20 protein-coding genes are annotated in these 25044 nt (G+C 45.8%); 8 read left to right on the top strand and 12 right to left on the bottom strand.

Annotated features, from left to right (window positions below):
* Window positions 1-51 precede the first annotated feature (51 nt).
* The 4 genes from RTS09_RS05310 to prpB all read right to left on the bottom strand — a co-directional run bounded on the left by RTS09_RS05310 (window position 52) and on the right by prpB (window position 6521).
* Entirely contained in the window at window positions 52-1557 is a 1506-nt protein-coding gene (locus RTS09_RS05310) for an AAA family ATPase (RefSeq protein WP_312535016.1), read from the bottom strand.
* A 116-nt stretch (window positions 1558-1673) separates the two neighbouring features.
* Complete coding sequence (gene acnD / locus RTS09_RS05305) at window positions 1674-4280, bottom strand: Fe/S-dependent 2-methylisocitrate dehydratase AcnD (protein WP_312535013.1); 2607 nt, start codon at window positions 4278-4280, stop codon at window positions 1674-1676.
* A gap of 98 nt (window positions 4281-4378) precedes the next feature.
* The gene (gene prpC, locus RTS09_RS05300) at window positions 4379-5551 is read right to left on the bottom strand and encodes a bifunctional 2-methylcitrate synthase/citrate synthase (protein ID WP_312535011.1); all 1173 of its coding nucleotides are present in this window, start codon (window positions 5549-5551) and stop codon (window positions 4379-4381) included.
* 76 nt (window positions 5552-5627) lie between these two features.
* Window positions 5628-6521, bottom strand: a complete 894-nt coding sequence (gene prpB, locus RTS09_RS05295) for a methylisocitrate lyase (protein WP_312535009.1) — start codon at window positions 6519-6521, stop codon at window positions 5628-5630.
* 373 nt (window positions 6522-6894) lie between these two features.
* Between prpB and RTS09_RS05290 the strand changes: the two genes are divergently transcribed.
* Entirely contained in the window at window positions 6895-7254 is a 360-nt protein-coding gene (locus tag RTS09_RS05290; RefSeq protein WP_159676441.1) for a hypothetical protein, read from the top strand.
* 108 nt (window positions 7255-7362) lie between these two features.
* Here the strand turns inward: RTS09_RS05290 and RTS09_RS05285 are convergent, their stop codons facing one another.
* Entirely contained in the window at window positions 7363-7674 is a 312-nt protein-coding gene (locus tag RTS09_RS05285) for a DUF3144 domain-containing protein (RefSeq protein WP_312535007.1), read from the bottom strand.
* Window positions 7675-7761: 87 nt separating this feature from the next.
* Window positions 7762-8928: a methionine adenosyltransferase gene (gene metK / locus RTS09_RS05280; protein ID WP_312535004.1), complete on the bottom strand. Its 1167-nt coding sequence runs from the start codon at window positions 8926-8928 to the stop codon at window positions 7762-7764.
* A gap of 440 nt (window positions 8929-9368) precedes the next feature.
* On the opposite strand from metK, the gene uvrB reads away from it, so the two are divergent.
* A complete protein-coding gene (gene uvrB, locus RTS09_RS05275; protein WP_312535002.1) occupies window positions 9369-11486 on the top strand; it encodes an excinuclease ABC subunit UvrB in 2118 nt (705 codons plus the stop codon).
* Between the two features lie 93 nt (window positions 11487-11579).
* On the opposite strand, the gene RTS09_RS05270 is transcribed toward uvrB, so the two are convergent.
* On the bottom strand, window positions 11580-11990 hold the full coding sequence (locus tag RTS09_RS05270; protein WP_312534999.1) for an MgtC/SapB family protein: 411 nt from the start codon (window positions 11988-11990) through the stop codon (window positions 11580-11582).
* A 297-nt stretch (window positions 11991-12287) separates the two neighbouring features.
* Between RTS09_RS05270 and pepN the strand changes: the two genes are divergently transcribed.
* The 6 genes from pepN to nfsA all read left to right on the top strand — a co-directional run bounded on the left by pepN (window position 12288) and on the right by nfsA (window position 20251).
* Window positions 12288-14903 carry an aminopeptidase N gene (pepN, locus tag RTS09_RS05265; protein WP_312535020.1) on the top strand — a complete coding sequence of 872 codons (2616 nt, stop codon included), beginning with the start codon at window positions 12288-12290 and terminating at the stop codon, window positions 14901-14903.
* Between the two features lie 55 nt (window positions 14904-14958).
* On the top strand, window positions 14959-16221 hold the full coding sequence (locus RTS09_RS05260) for a YbfB/YjiJ family MFS transporter (RefSeq protein WP_312534996.1): 1263 nt from the start codon (window positions 14959-14961) through the stop codon (window positions 16219-16221).
* 21 nt (window positions 16222-16242) lie between these two features.
* A complete protein-coding gene (locus RTS09_RS05255) occupies window positions 16243-16998 on the top strand; it encodes a nitroreductase family protein (RefSeq protein WP_312534993.1) in 756 nt (251 codons plus the stop codon).
* A 39-nt stretch (window positions 16999-17037) separates the two neighbouring features.
* Entirely contained in the window at window positions 17038-18393 is a 1356-nt protein-coding gene (locus tag RTS09_RS05250; protein WP_312534991.1) for a solute carrier family 23 protein, read from the top strand.
* Window positions 18394-18540: 147 nt separating this feature from the next.
* Window positions 18541-19404: an HpcH/HpaI aldolase/citrate lyase family protein gene (locus RTS09_RS05245; RefSeq protein ID WP_312534989.1), complete on the top strand. Its 864-nt coding sequence runs from the start codon at window positions 18541-18543 to the stop codon at window positions 19402-19404.
* A 70-nt stretch (window positions 19405-19474) separates the two neighbouring features.
* Window positions 19475-20251 carry an oxygen-insensitive NADPH nitroreductase gene (gene nfsA, locus RTS09_RS05240; protein WP_312534987.1) on the top strand — a complete coding sequence of 259 codons (777 nt, stop codon included), beginning with the start codon at window positions 19475-19477 and terminating at the stop codon, window positions 20249-20251.
* Window positions 20252-20363: 112 nt separating this feature from the next.
* On the opposite strand, the gene purB is transcribed toward nfsA, so the two are convergent.
* From purB to dapD, 5 genes are all read right to left on the bottom strand, one after another.
* Window positions 20364-21746: an adenylosuccinate lyase gene (purB, locus tag RTS09_RS05235; RefSeq protein WP_312534985.1), complete on the bottom strand. Its 1383-nt coding sequence runs from the start codon at window positions 21744-21746 to the stop codon at window positions 20364-20366.
* Window positions 21747-21826: 80 nt separating this feature from the next.
* Window positions 21827-22870 (bottom strand): multidrug resistance efflux transporter family protein, encoded by a 1044-nt coding sequence (locus RTS09_RS05230; RefSeq protein WP_312534983.1) that lies wholly within the window; start codon window positions 22868-22870, stop codon window positions 21827-21829.
* Between the two features lie 73 nt (window positions 22871-22943).
* Window positions 22944-23666: a 7-carboxy-7-deazaguanine synthase QueE gene (gene queE / locus RTS09_RS05225; protein WP_312534980.1), complete on the bottom strand. Its 723-nt coding sequence runs from the start codon at window positions 23664-23666 to the stop codon at window positions 22944-22946.
* A gap of 72 nt (window positions 23667-23738) precedes the next feature.
* Window positions 23739-24143, bottom strand: a complete 405-nt coding sequence (locus RTS09_RS05220; protein WP_312534978.1) for a carboxymuconolactone decarboxylase family protein — start codon at window positions 24141-24143, stop codon at window positions 23739-23741.
* 73 nt (window positions 24144-24216) lie between these two features.
* Window positions 24217-25038, bottom strand: coding sequence for a 2,3,4,5-tetrahydropyridine-2,6-dicarboxylate N-succinyltransferase (dapD, locus tag RTS09_RS05215; protein ID WP_312534975.1), 822 nt, complete (start codon window positions 25036-25038; stop codon window positions 24217-24219).
* Between the last annotated feature and the right edge of the window lie 6 nt (window positions 25039-25044).

Below are 25044 nucleotides of genomic sequence, written 5' to 3'. Positions count from 1 at the left end.
GGACACTATCTCTAATTTCTTATGTGTGGAAAAGATGGGATGGTCGGATGCTTACCTTTTAAGTTCTCCATCGTTATTATGATAAAGCTCACTTATATAGAATTCAATTATCATTAGTGTTACTTGCGAAATATCTTTATTGATAGATGTTTTGATTCTTTCAACATAATAGTCAAATTTAGCTTTAGCTTTTTTTCTATCGTTTTGTGAATATGTTAAATTAAGATTTTGCTCATCAGTAACTATTTGGGAAATGTCAAATGTAGCATTGCTGAAGAAAATTTGCATCTTTGAGGCAAGACTCAAGCAATTTTGTTCTAAGAACTCGACAATCCCGACTTCTGGTGTTATAGGTAGAAAATTAATCTTATTAGTGTTATTGTTGTAAATATTTAATAACTCAGAATCGGCTCTGCTTCTATTAGGATTATTCTGATGTGCTTGAATAGATGTTTGTGCATCTAAGTCCAAAAAGGCGAAAGATGCTGTATTTCTTGATGTAAGATATCCAGAAGAATTAACCGTAAACTTCATGGTTTCAGACCAACTAGCAACTGCTAAAACTTTTATTATTGGTCTACGCTCCTGGAAAATATGTTTAAAATAGTAATCCAACATTGAATCTAACAAGTATTTTGCTTTTACATCCTCAACAAAGAATACAAAATCAGGCTGTATTTCTTCTTCAATAGCTATATTTTGTAAAACTAGTGCTGGAAAACAATCATAACTAACATATATTTCCCCATTGCTTTGCCTTTCAAGATGAATAAGTTTTGGAGCAGATTTTATTAAACTACTAGAATGTGTCGAAATAATTACTGTCAAATTCTTTTGTTGGGATATTAATTTCAGAAATTCAAGAAATTTAACTTGAACTTTTGGATGCAATGCGAGTTCAATTTCATCAATAAGTATAAGTGAGTTATTTCTAACTTTGTGAATAGCATATAATGCATTAAGAATCAAAATTTCTCCAAGGCTAAAATTCTTTTCTGTATAGTAATTATTTTGTCCATTAACTGTACCTTTAGGTATAATAAAACCATAATTCCATCTACCATCACCACGTCCTTTTCCTATTAACTTAACACGTCTTAAATCATTGAATCTCGTAGTTTCAAAAATTAAGTTCATGTTACTTTTAAAAAACGAAGATGCACCTGAAATGTTACGTGTATTTAATTCCTCATCTTGTACATAAAATCGTTCACCAGTAGAACCTATAAAAATAACTTCATCAAAACCAAAAGTTTTTAGAACTTCAGCATTTTTCTTAGGGCGAGGTGCCCATCTCGTGTTACGATATTGATATGTAACTGACTGTCCGTCATGGGAATATTTGATTAGCGAAGATTGATAACTATCAAATTGATTTGCACGACTAGTTTTAAAATTTCTGGGAAAAGCAGTAGAATTTGAAAGTCTTTCTAAGCAGGCTAAAAGTGTAGTTTTTCCGCAGCCATTTATACCTGTTAATAAATGTACACCACTAGTAGGCACGTCAAAAACTAACTTTTTAATATTTTTTAAATTTTCAATTTCTATACTTGCCATAAAATATGCTCACTTAAATATATTTAGTCGATTCAAAATTTTAACAGATAATGTAAAAAGGTAAGCTTATTAAAGCATACCTTTTTATATAAAGTTTTAGATATATCAACTAAATATTACGCCACTTCACCTTTTAAGAAATCTTGCGCGAATTTTTGTAGTACGCCCCCAGCATTATAAGTATCCACTTCCGCTTGGGTATCAAGACGGCAGGTCACAGGCACTTCAAGCGGCTGCGAGCCTTCTTTATTAATCACCAGCGTCAAATCACAACGTGGCGAGATGTCACCAATCACATCATAGGTCTCAGTCCCATCTAGCCCTAGCGTGATACGCGTCGTCCCAGCTTTAAATTCAAGCGGCAGCACGCCCATACCGATAAGGTTGGTACGGTGAATCCGCTCAAAGCCTTCCGCCACAATCGCTTCCACCCCAGCCAGACGCACACCTTTGGCAGCCCAGTCACGGCTAGAGCCTTGACCATAATCCGCCCCTGCGATGATAATCAGCGGTTGCTTACGGTTCATGTAGGTCTCAATCGCTTCCCACATCCGCATCACTTGACCTTCAGGCTCAACACGAGCCAGTGAGCCTTGTTTGGTACTGCCATCGTCATTTTTCACCATTTCATTGAACAGTTTTGGATTGGCAAAAGTCGCACGTTGCGCGGTTAAGTGGTCGCCGCGGTGGGTGGCGTAGCTGTTGAAGTCTTCTTCGGGTAAGCCCATTTTTGCCAAGTATTCGCCTGCCGCCGAGCTTGCCAAAATCGCATTGGATGGGGACAAGTGGTCGGTGGTGATATTGTCAGGCAAGATGGCGAGGGGACGCATACCTTTTAGCGTGCGTTCACCCGCTAGCGCGCCTTCCCAGTAGGGTGGACGGCGGATATAGGTTGACATGGGTTGCCAGTTATACAGTGGGCTGTCGGCTTTTTCGCTGCGGTCAAGGTTGAACATCGGGATATAGATTTGACGGAATTGCTCAGGTTTGACGTGTTTGGCCACAATCGCGTCAATCTCTTCATCCGATGGCCAAATGTCGATAAGGCGAATCTCTTTCCCATTGACCACGCCAAGCACGTCCTTTTCGATGTCAAAACGAATCGTCCCTGCAATCGCATACGCGACGACTAACGGCGGGCTTGCCAAGAAGGCTTGTTTGGCATACGGGTGGATACGTCCATCAAAGTTGCGGTTGCCTGACAACACCGCAGTGGCATACAGGTCACGGTCGATGATTTCTTGCTGAATCGCTGGATCTAACGCACCCGACATACCGTTACAAGTGGTACAGGCAAATGCCACGATACCAAAGCCCAGTTTTTCCAGTTCTGGCAATAGATTAGCATCTTGCAAGTACAGTTCAGCCACTTTTGAGCCAGGCGCGAATGATGATTTCACCCAAGGTTTACGGGTTAAGCCAAGTTCGTTGGCTTTTTTGGCCAATAATGCCGCTGCCACCACGTTACGAGGGTTTGAGGTGTTGGTACACGAGGTAATAGCTGCGATAATCACCGCACCATCAGGCATTAAGCCATTCTCTGACTCAGGCACCGCTTCACCTTCGGCATGAGCAATGCCTTTGGCAGAGAGCTCAGAAGTCGATACACGCGCATGGGGATTTGAAGGACCTGCCATATTACGGGTCACGAGTGACAAATCAAACTCAAGCACACGCTCATAGTCGGCATTGATGAGGTCAGATGACCAAAGCCCGGCGGTTTTGGCATAGTTTTCTACCAGTTCGACTTGTTTGTCTTCACGCCCTGTGAGGCGTAGATAGTCGATGGTTTGCCCATCAATATAAAATAGCCCTGCGGTTGCGCCATATTCTGGGGTCATGTTGGCGATGGTGGCACGGTCACCGATGGATAGGCTGTCTGCGCCTTCACCGAAGAATTCCACATAGGCACCGACCACGCGCTCTTTACGCAAAAACTCAGTCAACGCCAACACAATATCGGTGGCGGTGATGCCTGCTTGGCGTTTGCCTTTGAGGTGTACGCCCACGATATCAGGCAGGCGCATCATTGATGGGTGACCGAGCATCACGGTTTCTGCTTCCAGTCCACCGACACCCACCGAAATCACCCCTAGCGCATCCACGTGCGGGGTGTGGCTGTCTGTGCCCACGCAAGTATCTGGGTAGGCGACCCCATTTTGTACTTGGATAACAGGTGACATTTTTTCCAGGTTGATTTGGTGCATGATGCCGTTGCCTGCGGGAATCACATCGACGTTTTCAAAGGCAGTCTTTGTCCAGTTGATAAAGTGAAAACGGTCTTCGTTGCGGCGGTCTTCGATGGCGCGGTTTTTTTCAAACGCATCTGGGTCATAACCACCACATTCCACAGCAAGCGAGTGGTCAACAATCAGCTGAGTTTGTACCACAGGGTTGACCTTGCTTGGGTCGCCACCTTGCTCAGCGATAGCATCACGCAAGCCTGCCAAGTCCACAAGGGCAGTTTGACCTAAGATGTCGTGACACACCACACGCGCAGGATACCAAGGAAAGTCTAACGTACGCTCGCGGTTGATGAGCTGTTTAAGCGCAGCGGTCAATTCATTTGAATCAGTGACTTTACGCACCAATTGCTCAGCTAAAATACGCGAGGTGTAGGGAAGTTTATCATACGCGTCTGGGGTGATGTCGTTCACCGCTTGGCGGGTATCGAAGTATTCTAAATCAGAATTGGGTAAGGGTTTGCGGTATTGGCTTGTCATTTGGCTTAACCTTAAAATTAATAATCCATTAGAAAAAAAGCCCTTCAAATCAATGGGTAGGCTGACCTGAAAGGCTTTTTATACGATTAAAACGCTAATTATTGACGCTCATCCAGTGGTATAAATTTTTGGTCATCAGGTCCTGTGTAATTGGCAGAAGGACGGATGATTTTGCCATCGGCACGTTGCTCAAGCACGTGCGCTGACCAACCTGCGGTACGCGCAATCACAAATAATGGGGTAAACATCGCTGTCGGCACGCCCATTTTGTGGTAGCTGACCGCTGAGAACCAGTCGAGATTTGGGAACATTTTTTTGTTGTCCCACATCACGGTTTCTAGGCGTTCTGCCACATCAAATAAGGTCATGTCACCCGTTTCTTTGGACAAGTTGCGAGCCACTTCTTTGATGACCACGTTGCGTGGGTCGCTCACGGTATACACAGGGTGACCAAAGCCAATGATAACCTCTTTTTTCTCAAGACGTTCAAGGATGTCTTTTTCTGCGTCGTCGGCATTGCGGTAGCGTTTTTGGATATCATACGCCACTTCATTGGCGCCGCCATGTTTTGGACCTTTTAATGCACCAATCGCGCCGCTAATGGCTGAGTACATATCCGAGCCAGTCCCCGTGATCACGCGGCTGGTAAAGGTTGATGCATTGAACTCATGCTCAGCGTATAAGATAAGCGAGACGTGCATGGCTTTGATATGCGATTCACTGGGTGCTTCACCTTGTAGTAGCTCAAGGAAGTGACCGCCAATGCTGTCTTGGTCGCTCTCAAGGCTGATGACTTTGCCATTGTGGCTATAGTGGTACCAGTACAGTAGCATTGAGCCTAACGAGGCAATAAGCTTGTCGGCGATATCACGGGCTTCTGAGGTAGGCTGGCTTTCACGCTCAGGCAAGGTGCAGCCCAGTGCCGATACGCCAGTACGCATCACATCCATCGGGTGGGCGTGGGCAGGCAAAGCTTCTAACACTGCCAGTACATTGACCGGTAAGTTACGCAGGGTTTTGAGTTTTTTCTTGTACGCCGCTAGCTCATGACGGTTTGGCAAATGACCATGAATCAGTAAGTGCGCCACTTCTTCAAATTCGCTGTCTTTTGCCAAATCCAAAATATCATAGCCACGATAGCTTAAGTCATTGCCTGTACGCCCTACGGTACATAGGGCGGTGTTACCGGCGGGTACCCCTGATAGGGCAACGCTTTTTTTGGGTTTTGGCTTGTTGTCAGTCGCATCTGTCACTGGGGTGTCTTTTGACATGGTAAAACTCCTTTTTAGCTTTATTAAATGGTTGGCATTAAGTGTTTAGCCTTAAGTGTTGAGCATAGTTCGCCAATTATTTTTTTGATTTAAATAATGCGTCCAATTTTTGCTCGTATGAGTGGTAGTTTAAGAAATCATACAGCTCCATGCGGGTTTGCATGGTGTCGACCACGGAGGTTTGTACGCCTTCATCTTTTAATGCTTGGTAGACATTGAGGGCGGCTTTATTCATCGCACGAAACGCAGATAATGGATAAAGTACCATGTCAACGCCCACGTCAAACAGCTCTTTGGTGCTGTAAAGGTCGGTTCGCCCAAACTCAGTCATATTGGCAAGCACGGGAATGTCTAACACGTCGGTAAATTTGCGGTACATGGCGATATCGGTCAATGCTTCAGCAAAAATCATGTCCGCGCCTGCTTCTTGAAACGCCACCCCACGTTCAACCGCGGCATCCAAACCTTCCACTGACAGCGCATCGGTTCGTGCCATCACCACAAAATCTGGGTCAACTTTGGCATCCAGCGCAGCTTTTAGGCGGTCAACCATCTCGCTGGTTGAGACGATTTCTTTGTTGGGGCGATGACCACAGCGTTTTTGCGCTACTTGGTCTTCGATATGAACCGCGGCAACGCCTGCTTTTTCCATTTGTTTGATGGTTTGGGCGATGTTAAATGCACCGCCCCAACCCGTGTCGATGTCAACCAATAATGGTGTGTCAACCGCATTGGTGATACGGGTGGCATCGGTCAATACATCGTTAAGGCTCGTCATACCGAGGTCGGGCAAACCAAATGAGGCGTTGGCAACACCGCCACCTGAGAGATAAATTGCTTTATGACCGACTTGGCTTGCCATCATGGCAGTATAGGCATTGATAGTGCCAACGATTTGAAGGGGACGACCTTCGGCTTTTTCAGACTCAATGGCGTCACGGAATTTGCGACCTGCAGAGATAGGTGCCATGTTGCTTCCTTTTTACATGATTGAAGGGGGAAATAGCAAAGTTAGGGTTAATCAGCCCTGCTTTAGGTTTAGGGCAGGTTATTTGCTGCTTTGCCTTAGTATATCCATAAGTATACGCACAAAAAAATCACCTGTCAGTACGCGATTTTTAAAAAATAAGTTAAGTAAAAATACAAGTATGTGAAAAATGAATAGTAAACTCCTATTTTTACATAATTAGTCGCTATAACTTTTAAAAGGTGAATATTTTGCGCAAAGTGTGAAGCGTTTATTTACATTTATTTACAATAAACAGGCGCTCGTTGCTACATTCTTCTAAAATAAGTTTAACAAACTAGGCATGATATACGGATTAAAACTTGAGGAATTACTTATGGCACAATCAACGTTACCGAGTCATATCAAACAACTGGTCGATAAAAAAAACTACGTCATCGCCATCAAAACCCACGCACAAGAGCAGGGGATTAGCTTAGATGAGGCAAAACAACAAATTGATGCATATGAAAACCAAGCATTAGCGGCAAACAGTCAAACGCCGCCTACTGCCCATCCTGCGCCATCAGTAGAGACTAAAGAACAAGGCTTTAGCACATTGACACAAGGGCTTGATAATCATCTTAAACAAGAAAATATCACCCTACCGTTATTGCCAAGATGGGTGAAACGGGTGAGTGTGATTATCTTGGTCATCTTGATAATAGGTTGGTTGTTTTATCGATTGTTTAAATAATTAATTGCTCAAATAATTGTGGGTTTAGATGATAAGCACTGCAATAAAAAAAGCGTATGACGATTCAATACGCTTTTTTAATGAAATGCTCGTGTTGTTGGACTACAATCAATTACCAATTTGCATATATTTTTGGAAGTTTTCGGCATAGTCATCGATATTATCCGACAGCATATGCTCAAAATTCTTGGTGAAATGTTCGATAATATCTTGCTTTTCTTTGGCGTAGTCACTGCCTTTGACAAAGCCAGTTGCCGCTGTCCACGCGCTAAAACGCGCGACCGCATACAGCATTGAGGCATTGATTTTACCTGCGTGTATATCATCGGTGCGAAGAGTATTGGCAAGCTGGATAAACTCATCAGCGCGCTCATAAAACGCGTTCATTTCTTCGGTGATTTGGTTAGTGTTTTCGCTCATAATTTTTCTCTACAATTTTCTACATCAATTAAACGTTAAAAAGGTGCGTAAAACGCACCCTACAAATCTTGTACTTGGTCAATAAAATTATAAACCTGCGTCTGCTCTAAGTAGTGCTGCGCGGTCAGTACGCTCCCAAGTAAAAGAGGTTTCAGTGCCTTGGCGACCAAAGTGACCATAGCTCGCCGTTTGCTCATACATGGGCTGGAGTAGGTTAAGCATACGCGTGATGCCATACGGACGTAAATCAAAATGCTGGCGAATAAAATCGACAATCTTGTCATCACTGATTTTGCCCGTGCCAAAAGTATTGACAGAAATAGAGGTTGGCTCTGCTACACCAATGGCATAACTTACTTGAATTTCACAGCGCTCCGCCAGTCCTGCCGCTACGATATTTTTGGCAACATAACGCCCTGCATAGGCTGCACTGCGGTCCACTTTTGATGGATCTTTACCTGAGAACGCACCGCCGCCGTGACGCGCCATACCGCCATACGTGTCTACGATGATTTTACGACCCGTCAAACCCGCATCCCCCACAGGACCCCCAATCACGAATAACCCGGTTGGGTTGATATGATACTTCGTATCCTTGTGCAGCATCGCAGCTGGGATGACAGGCTTGATGATTTCTTCCATGACCGCTTCATGCAAGTCTTTTTGCGAGATACTGGGATCGTGTTGGGTTGATAGTACCAGCGCATCAATAAACGCAGGTTTGTCGCCATCATAGCGTACGGTGACTTGCGCTTTGGCATCGGGACGCAGCCACGCTAATGTGCCGTCTTTACGCAATTGAGCTTGCTTTTCCATCAAACGATGGGAAAACTGAATGGGGGCAGGCATCAACACATCCGTCTCATGAGTGGCATAACCAAACATCAAACCTTGGTCACCTGCACCTTGCTCCTCAGGGCGCGAGCGGTCAACGCCTTGGGCGATTTCGGGAGATTGTTTGCCAAGCATATTGATAACCGCACAGGTGGCGCCATCAAAGCCCAACTCTGAGCTGTTATAGCCGACGCGCAGGACGGTATCACGCACGATTTTTTCAAAATCAACATTGGCGGTGGTAGAGATTTCACCCGCCAGCACCACGCCGCCTGTTTTGGTCAAAGTTTCGCATGCCACACGCGCATGGATGTCTTGTTCAAGGATGGCGTCAAGGATAGCATCAGAGATTTGGTCAGCGAGTTTGTCTGGGTGACCTTCACTCACAGATTCAGAGGTAAATAGTTGATATTCACGCATTTAATTTTCTCATTACATCAAGGGTGATAGAAAATTAATCGCTTTGCAAACCTATCTCTATTTTACATTTTTAAAACGAGAACAAAGCAAAAATAGAAAGTCACGGACTGCAATACAGCACGAGCAAGTTTGCAAAATGATTAACGAAAAAATGATTAATATGACTAATAGCAAAATGACTCATACAAGTCACTGCCGCTACAGTGGAAAAAGTCAGGGGATATTATAAGGGATTTTGCCAAATTAACCTAATGCTTTTAAATGCCTAACTGGAATAGGCTAAGTAGGGTAATTTGAACAAATTTGATGAGGGGGGTGTTCATGGGTGGTCTTTTTCGATATAACCAGTCACTGATACAATATTTCGCGTTATTTTGCTTTAACTTCTCATCCATCAACCCCATTATTTACCCATCTGTGACTACGATAAAGACAATAAAATGCGACCACCTCAATCTTCCCGCTCCGAACGTGAACTTAGCCAACTTGCCCGCCAAATCCAAGATGATGCCCAAATCACAGGTGTTAATGCCAGTGGCACCCAAATCTCAAGCAAACCCTTTGAGATGGTGACCGAATTTGAACCCTCAGGCGACCAACCGCAAGCGATTGCCAAATTGGTTGACGGTGTCGACAAAGGCATGCACGGTCAGCTGCTCTTAGGGGTGACAGGCTCAGGTAAAACCTACACCATGGCAAAAGTGATTGCCCAATGCCAGCGTCCCACCATCATCATGGCACACAACAAAACCCTTGCCGCCCAGCTATATGGCGAGTTTAAGGCGTTCTTTCCCCACAATGCTGTGGAGTATTTTGTCAGTTATTACGACTATTATCAGCCTGAAGCCTATGTGCCTGCCAGCGATACTTTTATCGAAAAAGACAGCGCCATTAACGACCATATCGACCAAATGCGACTGTCCGCCACGCGTGCGCTACTCGAACGTCGTGACGCCATTATCATTGCATCGGTATCTTGTATCTATGGTCTTGGTGACCCAGAAAGCTACCTAAAAATGCTCCTTCACATCGTAGTGGGTGACAAAATCGATCGCACTGCCATGCTCAAACGCTTGGTGGAGCTGCAATATACGCGTAACGAGCTTGACTTTGGGCGAGGTACTTACCGCTTGCGTGGCGAAGTGCTTGATATTTACCCCGCTGAGTCTGAACAGCTTGCGGTGCGTATCAGTATGTTTGATGATGAAGTGGAGAAAATCACTTGGTTTGACCCGTTGACAGGTAAGAACGTGCGCAGTGTGCCACGCATTACCATCTATCCAAAATCTCACTACGTCACCCCACGAGACAAGCTAGAAAGAGCCAGTGGCACTATCAAAGCCGAGCTTGAACAACGCCTTGACTATTTTCGAGCGCATGACAAACTGATTGAAGCACAGCGTATCAAAGAACGCACCACTTATGATTTGGAAATGATTCAACAGCTTGGCTACTGTAACGGCATTGAGAACTATTCGCGCCATTTATCGGGACGTCCTGCGGGTGAAGCACCGCCGACCTTGTTTGACTATATTCCCCCCGACGCCTTGCTGTTTATTGATGAAAGCCATGTAACCGTGCCACAAGTCGGCGCGATGTACAAAGGCGATAGAAGTCGTAAAGAAACCTTGGTCAATTACGGCTTTCGCCTACCGTCTGCGATGGATAACCGCCCGCTGATGTTTGAAGAATGGGAGCGTATTACCCCAAGTACAGTGTATGTGTCGGCGACCCCGGCGCAGTACGAGCTTGAGCACAGCGAGCAAATCGTAGAGCAAGTGGTGCGTCCGACAGGTCTGGTCGATCCGATACTAGAGATTCGCCCTGTCTTGACCCAAGTTGATGATGTGCTATCAGAAATCAACATTCGTAAAGCCAAAGATGAGCGAGTGCTGATTACCACGCTCACCAAACGCATGGCAGAAGATTTGACCGGTTATCTAAAAGAGTACAACATCAAAGTCGCTTATTTGCACTCGGATATTGACACGGTGGAGCGGATGAAAATCATCCATGAACTGCGGACAGGCGTGCATGATGTGCTGGTTGGTATCAACCTGTTGCGTGAGGGGTTGGATATGCCTGAGGTGAGCTTGGTGGCGATTTTTGATGCGGATAAAGAAGGCTTTTTACGCTCGGAGCGTTCGCTCATTCAGACCATCGGTCGTGCCGCGCGCCATGTCAATGGTAAGGCGATTTTATACGCTGACAGCATTACCCCAAGTATGCAAAAGGCGATGGAAGAAACCGAGCGTCGCCGTGCCAAACAGATGGCGTATAACGAAGAACATGGCATCACGCCGACATCCGCTCGTCGCCAGATTACCGACAAAATCGACACCGGCGAGGCAGAAACCCCGAATGATAACCAAGCGATTGCGGTCACCCATGCGTTCCCCGATGTGGATATTTCGATTTTGCGTTCGCCTGATTTGCTGGCCAAAGAGATTGCACGGCTAGAAAAAGAGATGAAAGCCTTGTCGCGTGATTTGAAGTTTGAGGAAGCGGCAAAAGTGCGCGATAAAGTGGTAAGCCTAAGAGAGTTTGTGTTGCAATGATGGTGGACGATGGGTGTTAAATGAGCGGTTTTACCCTAAGAAAAGTAACAGCTTTTCTTGGGGCAAGTTTAAGCTGTTATCCAACCTTATACATTAAACATCCTCATTATCCTTACTAAGTTTTTGTTTTAACGGACTAACAAAATAAAAAATCCCTACCATAAACACACTAATCAATACCGCAATCTCTAGTCGTCCCATCGCCACTGCCACGCCCACACAGCCTGCCGACCAAATCGCCGCCGCTGTCGACGTCCCTTCAATCATGCCATCTTTTTTGAGAATTGCCCCACCGCCGATAAAGCCAATCCCCGTTACCACGCCGCTTACGATGCGCCCCATCGCACTCGGGTCTTCGCCTTGCACTTCAAACCCAAGCAGCGCAAAACTACAGCTTGCTAGGCTTACAAGCGGAAAAGTGCGCAGCCCAATGCTTTGTCGACTGTTCTCACGATTGTAGCCTACAGGTAATACCAACACAAACGCTATCACCATTTGAAACATGTGAACTACCATCAATTTCCAATCTAAATCAAATAAATTACCTACAAAATTATCCATCATGTCACCAACAAGCGAGTCAAAAAGAGTTGAAATTTTATCCGATAAAAATAAAAAAAATAGCATGCAAATGTAATAACAAAGTCATTATGGTTTATGACCAAAAAACGTCATTAATTATGGCATAATAGCCACATTGAATGAGAATAATTTTTAACAACACATTGCGAGCTAAAGAAATATATGACCAACGTCACCGAAACCAACCAAACCGAACACCCACAATTATTAAACACCCAAATGCCCGATGTGCCTGCTAATACACCAACACCCGACCCAAGCCAACCGCAAAAAATCTACCTAAAAGACTACACGCCGCCGGTCTTTAGCGTCAATCACATTGACCTTAACATCGAGTTATTTGATGGCGCTGATAAAAAGCATGCAACCGTCACCGCCAATCTTGACATGACAAGAAACACGGCAGGCGATTTGGTACTCTTTGGACGAGAATTGCAACTTGAGTCAATTACCTTAAACGGTAAAACCTTAAGCGAAAGCGACTACCAACTAGACCAAGAAAGCCTAACGATTGTTAACGCGCCAGACACTTGTCAGATTACCACCGTTGTCACCATCGTGCCGCAAACCAATACCAGTCTTGAAGGCTTATACCAAGCAGGGGAAGGGGCGGACAAAATGTTCTGTACCCAGTGTGAGCCAGAAGGGTTTCGTAAAATTACCTTTTATCCAGACCGTCCCGATGTGCTTGCCACCTTTACCACACGCATTGAAGCCGATAAAACTTACCCAACGCTATTGGCAAATGGTAATTTAATCGACCAAGGGGAGCTTGCAGGCGATCGTCATTTTGCGGTGTGGCAAGACCCCACCAAAAAACCAAGTTATCTATTCGCTTGCGTGATGGCAGATTTGGACGTATTGACCGACCATTACACCACTAGCGAAGGGCGTGAGGTGCTGCTTGAGTTATACGCCAAGCGTGAAAATATCGAGCAGTGCCATGTCGGCATGCAAGCGTTAAAAGACTCAATGAAATGGGATGAAGACAACTACGGACGGGCGTATGATCTTGACCGCTATATGATTGTGGCGGTTAGCCAGTTTAATATGGGCGCGATGGAAAACAAAGGATTAAATATTTTTAACACCGCTTGCGTCCTATCTAGCCCAGAGACCACCACCGATCGCCGTAACTTTAATGTCAAAGCGGTGATTGCCCATGAATACTTCCATAACTGGACGGGCAACCGTATCACCTGCCGTGACTGGTTTCAGCTGTGCCTAAAAGAAGGCTTTACCGTATTTCGTGACCAGTCTTTTTCCGAAAGTCTGCATTCCCCTGCGGTACAGCGGATTGATGATGTGGCAACATTGCGAGCGGCACAGTTTCCTGAAGATGCCAGCCCATTGGCGCATCCACCACGCCCTGACCATTTTGTCGAGATTAATAATTTCTACACCGCCACAGTGTACGAGAAAGGCGCAGAAATCGTGCGCATGATTGCCAATACGCTTGGCAAAGAAAAATTCCGTCAAGGCACGGATGAATATTTCCGCCGTTACGATGGGCAAGCGGTGACGGTTGAAGACTTGTTATCTGCACTGAGCGTTGCAGATCCAAGTATTGAAACATTTATTGATTGGTATACCCAGCCAGGTACACCGACGTTATCAGGGCATTTTGAAAAAACAGCTGACAAGCTTATCTTGGCGCTAAGTCAACACACGCGCCAAGTAGCAGGCTATCCGGCGCCAAAAGCCTTGCCGATTCCTGTTAAGATGGCGATTTTTAACCGTGCCACGGGTGAGTTGGCGAAAGAAGACTTGGTATTGTTAAAAGATGATAGCCAGAACTTTGAATTTGATGGGTTATTTGCTAAGGCGGATTTTGACCCTGTGGTGTCATTGCTTCGTGATTTTTCCGCGCCTGTTCAACTCAATTTTGAGTATAGCAATGATGATTTGGCGTTTTTGATGCAGTATGAGACCAATGGCTTTAACCGTTGGCAAGCGGCACAGTTGTTGGTCAATCGTATTTTATTGCAAAATGCCGATACCGATGCCTATATCACGGCATTAAAAGCCAGTCTGCCAGCGCTATCAGAAACCGATCCTATGCTAGCGGCGCGGTTACTAGATATGCCAAGCGAGCGAGAGCTGGGTAGTGCGATTCAGACCGACTATGACCCTAGCCAAGTTCGTGCCCGACATCAAGCGATCAAAAAAGCCGTGGCGGGAGAGCTTAAAGACATTTGGCAAAGTGCGTATGCCAAACTGCCGATTAGCGCGTATGAAGATACAGCCGAAGCCATGGGCGTGCGGGCATGGCGAAATGTAGTGCTGGATATGGCGTTATTGGCAGGCGTGAGTGATGCCAAACACTGGGCGATTACCCAGTACCAACAAGCGTCTTGTATGACTGAGCGTTTAGGCGCGTTAAATGCGGCGGTGGAGCATGGCTTGCCCCAAAAAGCTGAATGGCTTGCCGATTTTTACCAACGCTTTCATCATGATGCATTGGTGATGGATTTATGGTTTGGTGTCCAAGCCAATGACAGTCAGGCGAGCGTTGCCGATATTTTTGCATTAACCTCACATCAAGACTTTGATATCAATACCCCAAACCGTGTGCGGGCGGTGCTCGGCGGATTGCTTGCGCAGCCTACCAAAATTTGGACACAGCAGGGCGTTGAGCAGTATTTGAGCATGATGCAAGATTTGGATAAACGTAACCCACTGTTGGCGTCACGTTTGATACAGGGTTTATCAAATTGGAATGCCTTGGTAGCAGACAAAAAGTCAATGGTTAACGACGCTTTGATATTAAGCCAAGCTAATATGTCGTCCAAAAATGTGAAGGAAACCTTGCAAAGTATGCTCAATAATCTTTAAAATGCAAGCTTAAACGCTGACAAGCCGTGTCAATAAAATCAAGGGGTAACGCAAAATGTCACAATCTGACCGACAACAGATTATATTTTGCTTTATCTTAGCGAGTACCGCGCTTGCGGTGGCAATGGGAATCGGGCGATTTGCTTTTACACCGATTTTGCCTTTAATGATACAAGAAGGCACGGTGCATCTTGCGCAAACGGCGTGGTTATCAAGCAGCAACTATGTTGGCTATTTGGTCGGTGCACTGTTACTGCTTAAAAGTAAGCGACATCCGCTTTTTGTCATATTAGGTCTCAGCTTGGTGACGCTCACCACTTGGCTGGCTTCGCTAAGCAGCTTTGACTGGTTACTGGTGTTACGCTTTTTGGCGGGCGTGGCAAGCGCTTGGGTGCTGGTATCTATCAGTGCGTTTGCAATCAATTGGTTGAAATCAAGACGTGTAGTCACTAGCGGTTTGATTTATACGGGCGTCGGTATCGGTATCACTCTTACAGGATTGATTTGTAGCTATTTTATTTTTCAATCAGCGACGGCGACTATCGCGGCTCAGTCATCATTCAGTCCATTATCGAGTCGATTATGGCAGTATTTAGGCGTGATTGCACTGCTCGCCACCCTGCTTGTCACCTTTCTGCTGGCGAAAATCAACTTACAGTTTGCCTCAACAGCCGCTGCCAAAACCAACCCTAGTAAAGCTGCCCATACCACAGCCAGCCATACCAATCCTACCGCTAGCATAACACCTGCCAAGCTAAAATTAGCGAATGTATTAACCGCCTACGGTTTATTCGGGTTTGGCTATATTTTACCTGCGACTTTTTTGCCACAAATCGCCAAGCAATGGTTATCAGGGCAAAGTTATTTGCTGATTTGGCCATTTTTTGGGTTGGCGGCGGCTTTGTCGGTGGTGTTGTCGCAGGGGTTACAACGCCGTTATAACAATTTTTCTTTGCTCGGCGTTTGGCGAGTATCGCAAATCATCATGGCGGTTGGTACGTTATTGCCTGCGCTTTGGCAGTCGTTGGCGGGTTTGATGTTGTCAGCGCTGATGGTGGGCGGCACTTTTATGGTGGTGACGATGGCAGGGCTACAAGTGGCAGCAAGCCAAGTCACGCACTACCCTAAATACAACTTAAGTGCGCTGATGACCGCAAGTTTTGCATTTGGGCAGCTTATCGGACCCTTAACTGCGCTAGTTGCAACAGGCAAAAATATTTGGCTTGCGTTGTTACCCATCTCTGCCATCGTTTTGCTTATTGGGGTGGCGCTACTTTGGCGACCGTATCAACATCAACAATCATCAAATCATGTTTAAATCACTTCTAACGGGGCAACCATGAATAATCAAACTGTAAGTAATCAAACCATTGAACTTTTACAAAATCATCGGGTGTATCGAGAGTTTGACAGTAGCGCCACCGTGCCAGATTCGCAATTAAATGACATCATCAAATGCGCCCAGCAAGCGCCAAGTTGGCAAAACGGACAGCACTACAGCATTATCAACATCAGTGATAAAGCGTTACGTCAAAAAATCGTCGATTTGCAACCGCGTAACCCACAAATAGCCCAATGTAGTGTGTTTTTGGTATTTGTGATGGATGGCTATCGCTCGTATTTGAGCAGTCAAGCGTATGACGGCAGCTTTGAGGGGTTTAAGGATAGTGATACATTGATTACCCTCGCTACCGATACAGCATTGGCGGCGCAAAATGCCACAGTGGCGGCAGAGAGTTTGGGTTATGCCACCTGTCCGATTGGCGGTTTGCGTATGATTGCCAAAGACTTAATCGAACTACTTCAGCTACCAAAATATACCTATCCAATTTTTGGCTTATGTATCGGTAAACCTAGCGTGGAAATGCGCCTAAAACCGCGTTTACCAAAATCTGCGGTGTATTTTGACAATCAGTATCAAGTTGACGCGTTACCACAAATGCTCGCCGATTATGAACAAACCATTTTGGCGTTTAATGAAGCGCGTGAGCGTAAGCCATACCGTCAAAAATTTGCCGATTACTACAGTCAACCGTATGTCGCTACTGCAGAAGATTGGCTCAAAGCGCAGGGTTTTTTGACAAAACAAAAATAACGTGTAAAATTCGCGCAGTTGACAGATGAGAGCAAAGTTATGGCAAATTCGCAAAGACAACCAACCCATCAAAATACCGGCAATGATAGCGGCTGGTTCCCAAAATGGCAGCCTTACGATGGGCATTTAGATCATCATCCTGTGCGTATTCATGAGTATTTACCTGCTGATAAAAGTGTGCTACTTGGGCTGCAACATGCGTTTGCGATGTTTGGGGCAACGGTGCTTGCGCCGTTATTGATGGGATTTGATGCCAACCTTGCGATTTTGATGGCGGGGCTCAGTACGGTGCTGTTTTTCTTTTTAACGGGTGGGCGAGTACCCAGTTATTTAGGGTCAAGTTTTGCATTTATCGCGCCCGTGATTACCGCAACGGCTTATACAGGCTCAGGCTTTAACGGTAATTTATCTGTGGCGCTCGGTGGTATTTTTGTCTGTGGTATTTTTTATGCCATGGTCGGATTACTCGTGATGAAAACAGGGGTTGGCTGGATTGAGAAACTCATGCCGCCTGTGGTAACCGGTGCGATTGTGATGATTATCGGGCTAAATTTGGCGCCAGTGACTATCAAAGGCGTGTCGGGGAACCAGTTTGATAGTTGGGTTGCGTTGATGACGGTGCTGTGTATCAGTGCGGTCGCTGTGTTTAGCCGCGGTATGCTACGTCGTTTGTTGCTACTGATTGGATTGGTATTGGCTTATATAGCATATTTTGTGCTCACCAATGTGCTGGGGTATGGCAAGCCGATTGATTTTACCCCAGTTGCCCAAGCAGCTTGGGTCGGATTACCGAATTTTTATCATCCGACGTTTGATATCAACGCAATAATTTTGATTGCCCCGGTTGCCTTTATTTTAATCGCCGAAAATTTAGGACATATCAAAGCGGTAGAAGCCATGACAGGACAAGCGGTATCGCCTTATATGGGACGGGCGTTTTTCGCCGATGGTCTATGTACAGCGATGTCATCGAGCATGGGCGGTACGGGCGTGACAACCTATGCGGAAAATATTGGCGTGATGGCAGTGACCAAAGTATACTCGACCACGGTTTTTGTGGTGGCAGGCTTGATTGCTGTGCTACTGGGTCTGTCACCAAAATTTGGCGCGATTATCCATACTATCCCAGCGCCATTATTGGGCGGTGCCTCCATCGTGGTGTTTGGGCTTATTACAGTAGCAGGGGTCAAAATTTGGCTGGATAATCACATTGATTTTAGTAAAAATGCTAATTTAATCATTGCTGCGGTGACCGTCATTATGGGCGCTGGGGATTTTAGCTTGCATATTGGACAATTTAATTTGGGCGGCATCGGTACTGCGACAGTGGTCGCCATCGTGTTAAATTTACTGTTTAGCCGCAGTGAAAAAGCCAAATTGACGGTTTTAAAATAACTTAAAAAACGCGTTACTTTGGGTAGGGCGTTGTTGCTTGATAAGCTGTTTGATAAGCTGTTTGATAAGCTGTTTGATAAACTGTTTGATAAGTTGTTTGCCAAAAAGAAAAATATGTCACCAAAAATGGACGAAAAAGGATGTCGCATGAGCGAAAACAATGTAGCAAAACCCAAGGGATTGAGCGCAACCAGTTATTTGTTTGTACCCGCCATCAATATTGAGCGGGTGGAAAAAGCCTTTGCCCGTGGCGCAGATACGGTGATAATTGACTTAGAAGATGCAGTCAGTGATAGTGTCAAAATGCAATCGCGCGACAATGTGGTCAATTATCTAAGCGGCGCTGATGCCCAGCCTGTTTGGGTGCGTATCAATGCCGCGAGTAGCAACCACCAAGCAGGCGATATTGATTTGCTCAAATCTTTGCCAGCGTCCGCAATCAACAACGTGATTGGGGTAGTGCTACCCAAAGTCGAGCACGCCATAGAGATTGACCGTGTCCGTCATGTGCTCGCCAAACCCATGATTGCCTTGATTGAGACACCCAAAGGCATGGCAAATATACCCGACATCGCCGCTGCGGCAGGCTTGACTGCGCTCAGTTTTGGCTTTTTGGATATCTGTGAAAAATTGGGCGTGCGCGCAGACAGCGAGGCAGGGCAGATGGTTGCCAACCAAATCCGTTATCAGCTAAGCTTGCATAGTGCTATCAATGCGCTCACCCCACCGATTGAATGCGTATACCCGCCTTTCAATGATGATGACGGTTTGACCCAGCGTGTCAATGGGTGGCGCGATTTGGGTTTTTCAGGGATGCTATGTATTCATCCCAACCAAGTCGCTATTGTCAATGCACTGGCTAGACCCAGCCAAGCACAGCTTGCCTTTGCCAAAAAAGTGGTTGACCATTATGCACAGACAGGGCTTGCGGCATTTGCCATGGATGGACAGATGGTCGATACCCCGGTGATTGTGCAAGCGCAAAAGCTGATTGAAAAATACCAACCCTAAGCCTAATCAAACCATAACCCAACTTATAACAACACAAACCATAACAAGGCAAATCATAACAAGGTAAATTATGACAACACATAGTGAGCATAGTGACAGTAAACCCACCCTAGAGACGATACTCAATCATCGCTCGATTCGCAAATTCACCAACCAGCCAATAGATGCAGCAACGTTTGAGCAGCTCATCGAAGCGGGGATGGCAGGCTCATCATCGGGGTTTTTGCAGTCGGCAAGCATCATTCGAGTCACAGATGCAAAGCAGCGTTATGACATCCGCCGTATTTGCGCCGATGCCCAGCAAGCCAAAGACGGGGAAAAATACGGTCATCCCTATGTGGAGCACTGTGCCGAGCTACTAATTTTTTGTATGGACAACCACCGCCACCAAACCCTTGTACCCAATGCGCAAATTGATTGGACTGAAGTCACCATTGTTGGGGCGGTTGATGCAGCCATTATGGCGCAAAATCTGCTGCTAGCGGCTGAGAGCATGGGATTGGGTGGTGTGTATTTGGGCAGTATCCGCAATGATATCAGACGGATGGGCGACATACTCAAACTGCCACAAGGCGTGGTGCCGCTATTTGGCATGGCATTGGGTTATCCTGACCAAAATCCTGCCATGCGTCCACGTTTGCCAAAGGCATTGGTGGTTTCCACCAACCAATATCAACCCGCTGACAAATCCGCATTAGACCAGTATAACCAAACCGTTGCCGATTATTATACGACGCGTGGTCAAGCAGGGTCAGATTGGGTGCACACCATTGAAAGTTATTTGGATAAACCCGTCCGTCCCGAGGTGCTGCCTTATCTGAATCAACAAGGCTATGCCAAAAAATAACCCAAAGCTCAATCAACAAATTTATCTAAAAAAATTTATGTAAAAAAAATTCTGTAAAAAAATTCTGATAAAAAAGGACGCTTAGACGTCCTTTTTTATCAGTGGGAAGATATTATTTTAATAAATTTTTCAAGTTTTTGGCTTGCTGTGCTGCATTACCTGTATAAGTGGCAGGGGTCAAATCAGCCAAACGTTGACGCTCAGTTTCTGGTACGGCTGCCAGTTCATCGCCATTGACAAAGTTGACCATCATCTCACGGGTCATGGCTTGACCGCGGGTCAAGGCTTTTAGTTTCTCATAGGGTTTTTCAACATTGTAGCGACGCATCACGGTTTGGATTGGCTCTGCCAATACTTCTTGGGCAAGCGCTAGGTCTTCATTGAGACGATTGGCGTTAAGCTCTAATTTGCCAATACCTTTTAAGCAGGCGTCAAAGGCAATCAGACTTTGGGCAAAACCCACCCCCATATTGCGAAGGACTGTCGAGTCAGTCAAGTCGCGCTGCATACGCGAAATCGGCAATTTTTCACCCAAATGCGCGAGCATGGCATTGGCAATACCCAGATTACCTTCTGAGTTTTCAAAGTCGATTGGGTTGACTTTATGTGGCATGGTGGATGAGCCCACTTCGCCATCTTTAAGTTTTTGTTTGAAATAACCCAAGGAGATATACGTCCATACATCACGGTTAAAATCAATCAAAATGGTATTGTAACGGCGCAGCGCGTCAAACAATTCGGCGATATAGTCGTGTGGCTCAATTTGGGTGGTATACGGATTAAAAGTCAACCCAAGACTAGTGACAAAGTCTTCGGCATTCTTTGCCCAGTCGATTTGTGGGTAGGCTGACAGGTGCGCGTTATAGTTACCCACCGCACCATTGATTTTACCTAGCAATTCTACGTTATTAAATTGCTTGAGCTGGCGATGCAGACGGTATGCCACGTTTGCCATTTCTTTACCCAAAGTCGTTGGGCTCGCGGTTTGCCCATGCGTGCGTGACAGCATGGGTTGGTCGGCATGGGTTTCGGCGAGTGCGGCAATCTCATCAATGATTTTTTGCATCGATTGCGCCAGTACGTCACGACCAGATTTTAACATCAATGCGTGTGATAAGTTATTGATATCTTCAGAGGTACAGGCAAAATGGATAAATTCACCCGCGTCTTTTAGCGCATCGATGTCGGCAATTTTTTCTTTTAAAAAGTATTCAACGGCTTTGACATCATGGTTGGTGGTGCGTTCGATGTCTTTGATACGCATCGCGTCTGCTTCGCTAAAATTGGCTACAATCGCGTCTAAGCGCTCATTGGTCGCTGCCGAAAAAGGCTGAATTTCATGAATATCTGCATGATTGGCAAGGGTCTGCAACCAGCGCACTTCCACCGTCACACGGGCATGAATCAAGCCAAATTCTGACAGGTAAGGACGTAAACTATCCACTTTACTGGCATAGCGACCATCAATAGGTGAAAGAGCGGTCAAAGTATTCATCAAATAATCCTAATCGGTTAAATAAAGGGTTAACGTAAAAGTGCCTGCATTATAGCAAACTATGACAATGTGGACTACCGTTAGCGTTGCTTGGCAAACAGCACAAGCCCAATAATCACCAGCGCAATCCCCACAAAACTTAAGCCTGATGGCATGGGCGTGTGCAGCAGCAACATACCGCCTAACAACGCAAAAATAATTTCACTGCCTTGTGTGGCATCGACGGCGGCCAGTTGTTGTGGCTGTTTGGCAAGACTACGGGCATGTAAAAAAGTGGTCGTACCTAGCACACCTGCCATCAAGGCAACCAAAAAACTAATGGTCATTTGTGAGACACTGGGCGCGGGCGGTTGTACCATGATGCCTAATACCAACCATATTGGCAATGACCCTAGCGACATCAGCCAGACTTTATGCAAGGGATTTGATAGCAGCGGGGAAGTCACTTGCGGTACTTTTTGTAGCAATTTGCTCGTTGCCAATTCGCTTGTTAGCTTGCTCGTTTCATTGTTCGCTGCCTTGCTTATTGCATCGGTAGGATGGGTAGAGTCCCCTTTGGGTTGTCCTGCTTGCCAAATCAATTGATTACCTAAGGGAAAACAAAAACTGGCAATAAAGGCAGGCAGCGCACCAAATAGCAACAAAGCATGCCAATCAGTGCCTTGGCTCGTGCTATGCCTTAACCCTTCACCCACATTGGCAAGTACCACACCGATAAATACAATCACCGAATACACAATGACTTTTTTTTGAAATGATTGCCCAAAAAAACTCAGCACCACCAAGCTTGCCACCACAGTGAATAAATAGGTTGCGGCAATCACCCATCCTTCGGCATAATCTGCCGCAAACGCCAGCAGTCCATATGTGCCAAGCCCAATACCGCCCGTCACACACCAAAACTGCCAATGACTGGCAAATAGTTTACATAGCGCTATCAGCTTGGACGGATTGAGTTTGTTTTGCAGCAAAATAAAAACCGATAACAACAGCCACATAAAAAAACAGCGAAAACTTGCTGACCAAAACCAATGTCCGCCTTGTACACTCATCAATTGATACAGTACAAACGACGTGCTAAAAAAAGCCGACGCAATCAGCCCCCAAACAATCATTTTTCCCATTGGCTTGATATTTCCCTAAGTTGTATTCTAACGATTTGACAGCGGCTATTTGGCAGTGGCTATTTGGCAGCGGCTATTTGCCTTTGGCATCTGCCCAAATGATTTTATGCAGTTGCAGTTGAAAACGCACTGGCAGCGCATCGGCAAGTATCCATTCTGCCAAGTCAGTGGCAAGGGTAGGTATATTGGTTTGACGTTCTTCCACATTAAACATCGGAGAAAACCATACCGTCGCGACTTTTTTATCCAGTTGGTAGTCTGCTAGGATTTGTTTTGACCAGTCATAGTCGTCGCGATTCATAATGACAAATTTGATTTGGTCATGGGTAGTTAAGTAGGGGAGGTTTTGCCACAGATTTTTATCGGCTTCTTGAGAGCTTGGGGTTTTGATATCCATGACCTTAGAGACTGCCGTTGGCACCTCTGCCACGGACAGCGCGCCCGAAGTTTCAAGCGAAATCTCGTAGCCATGCGCCAGTAGCAAATTCATCAAAGCGATTGCATTGGGCTGGGCTAAAGGCTCGCCACCTGTCAAACAAATACGCTGGCACGGAAAACTCTGACACACTGCCAAAATCCCTTCCAAACTCATGCGCTCGCCGCCGACAAAGGCATATTCGGTATCACAATACACGCAGCGCAGCGGGCAGCCCGTCAAGCGAATAAAAATCGTCGGTAATCCTGCGGTCAAGGCTTCACCTTGCAGCGAATAAAAAATCTCAGTGACTTTAAGTCCTGCTTCGGGGTCAGTGGTGGGAATGGCGGTATTGCGGATGGGTAGCGTTGAATTTGGCATAAATGTGATTAACTAATAAAAATTAGCGTTTATTTTATCAAATTTATGCCAATAAATCTTTGTGTTCAGCGGTTAAAGCAATTTCATTTCGGTTAACACGTCCACTGCAGCACGATAGGCTTCTTGCGCCGCTGGCGCCCCGCAGTAAGGTAGGCTATGTAGTAGCACTTCTTGAATTTCTGCTACGCTTGCGCCGTTATTAATCGCCCCGCGAATATGCCCTTTTAGTTCTGTTGGGGATTTTTGCGCGATTAAAAAGGCAAGGGTGATTAGCGAGCGGGTTTTGCGGTCAATGCCTTTTCCATCAGTGTCGTCGCGTTGCCACGTCGAGCCCCAGGCATGTTCATTAATCCAGTCTTGTAGTGGGGCAGTAAATTCGGTGACTTGTGACATGGCACGCTCCACATGCGCTTCGCCCATGACTTGTTTGCGGACGTTAATACCGTTTTCATAATTTTCATTTTTTTGTGATGACATAACTTTTCCTGTTATCAAACCGATAAAAAAAGCAAACCATGGTTGATTTGCTTTTGTTTTATTAACGTTTATTTTAGTCCATTCTTAACAAGTCATTGATCGAGGTTTTTGAGCGGGTTTGCGCGTCTACTTTTTTCACGATGACCGCACAGTACAAGCTATGCGAGCCGTCTTTGCTTGGCAAACTGCCTGACACGACCACTGACCCTGCAGGAATACGACCGTAACTGATTTCGCCTGTTTCGCGGTCTAGGATTTTGGTTGATTGACCGATATATACCCCCATCGAAATCACCGAGCCTTCCTCAACAATCACACCTTCAACGATTTCTGAGCGCGCACCGATAAAGCAGTTGTCTTCAATAATAGTTGGATTGGCTTGTAGCGGTTCAAGGACGCCGCCAATGCCGACACCACCTGATAGATGCACGTTTTTACCGATTTGGGCGCATGAACCTACCGTCGCCCACGTATCGACCATTGTGCCTTCATCGACATAGGCACCGATATTGACGTAAGATGGCATCAAGATAGCGCCTTTGGCAATGTATGAGCCTTTACGCGCGATGGCAGGTGGCACCACGCGCACGCCCGCTCTGGCAAATTGTTCATCGCCCCAATCTGAAAATTTGGTTTCGACTTTATCAAAAAATTGCAGGTCACGACCACCATTCATGATGCGATTGTCATTCAGACGAAAGGATAATAATACCGCTTTTTTAACCCATTGATTGACGATCCATTCACCGTCTTTTTTTTCTGCCACGCGCAGGGTACCTGCATCGAGCTGGGCGAGCACATCATTGACGGCAGCACGCACATCGTCGGTGGCGTCATTGGGGTTGAGGTTGGCACGGTTTTCAAACGCATCTTCAATAATCTGTTGTAATGACATAATTTT

It is taken from the genome of Moraxella sp. CTOTU47618 (assembly GCF_032017425.1).
Classification (GTDB): domain Bacteria; phylum Pseudomonadota; class Gammaproteobacteria; order Pseudomonadales; family Moraxellaceae; genus Faucicola; species Faucicola tetraodonis.
This window is presented reverse-complemented; position numbering and strand designations above follow the sequence as displayed.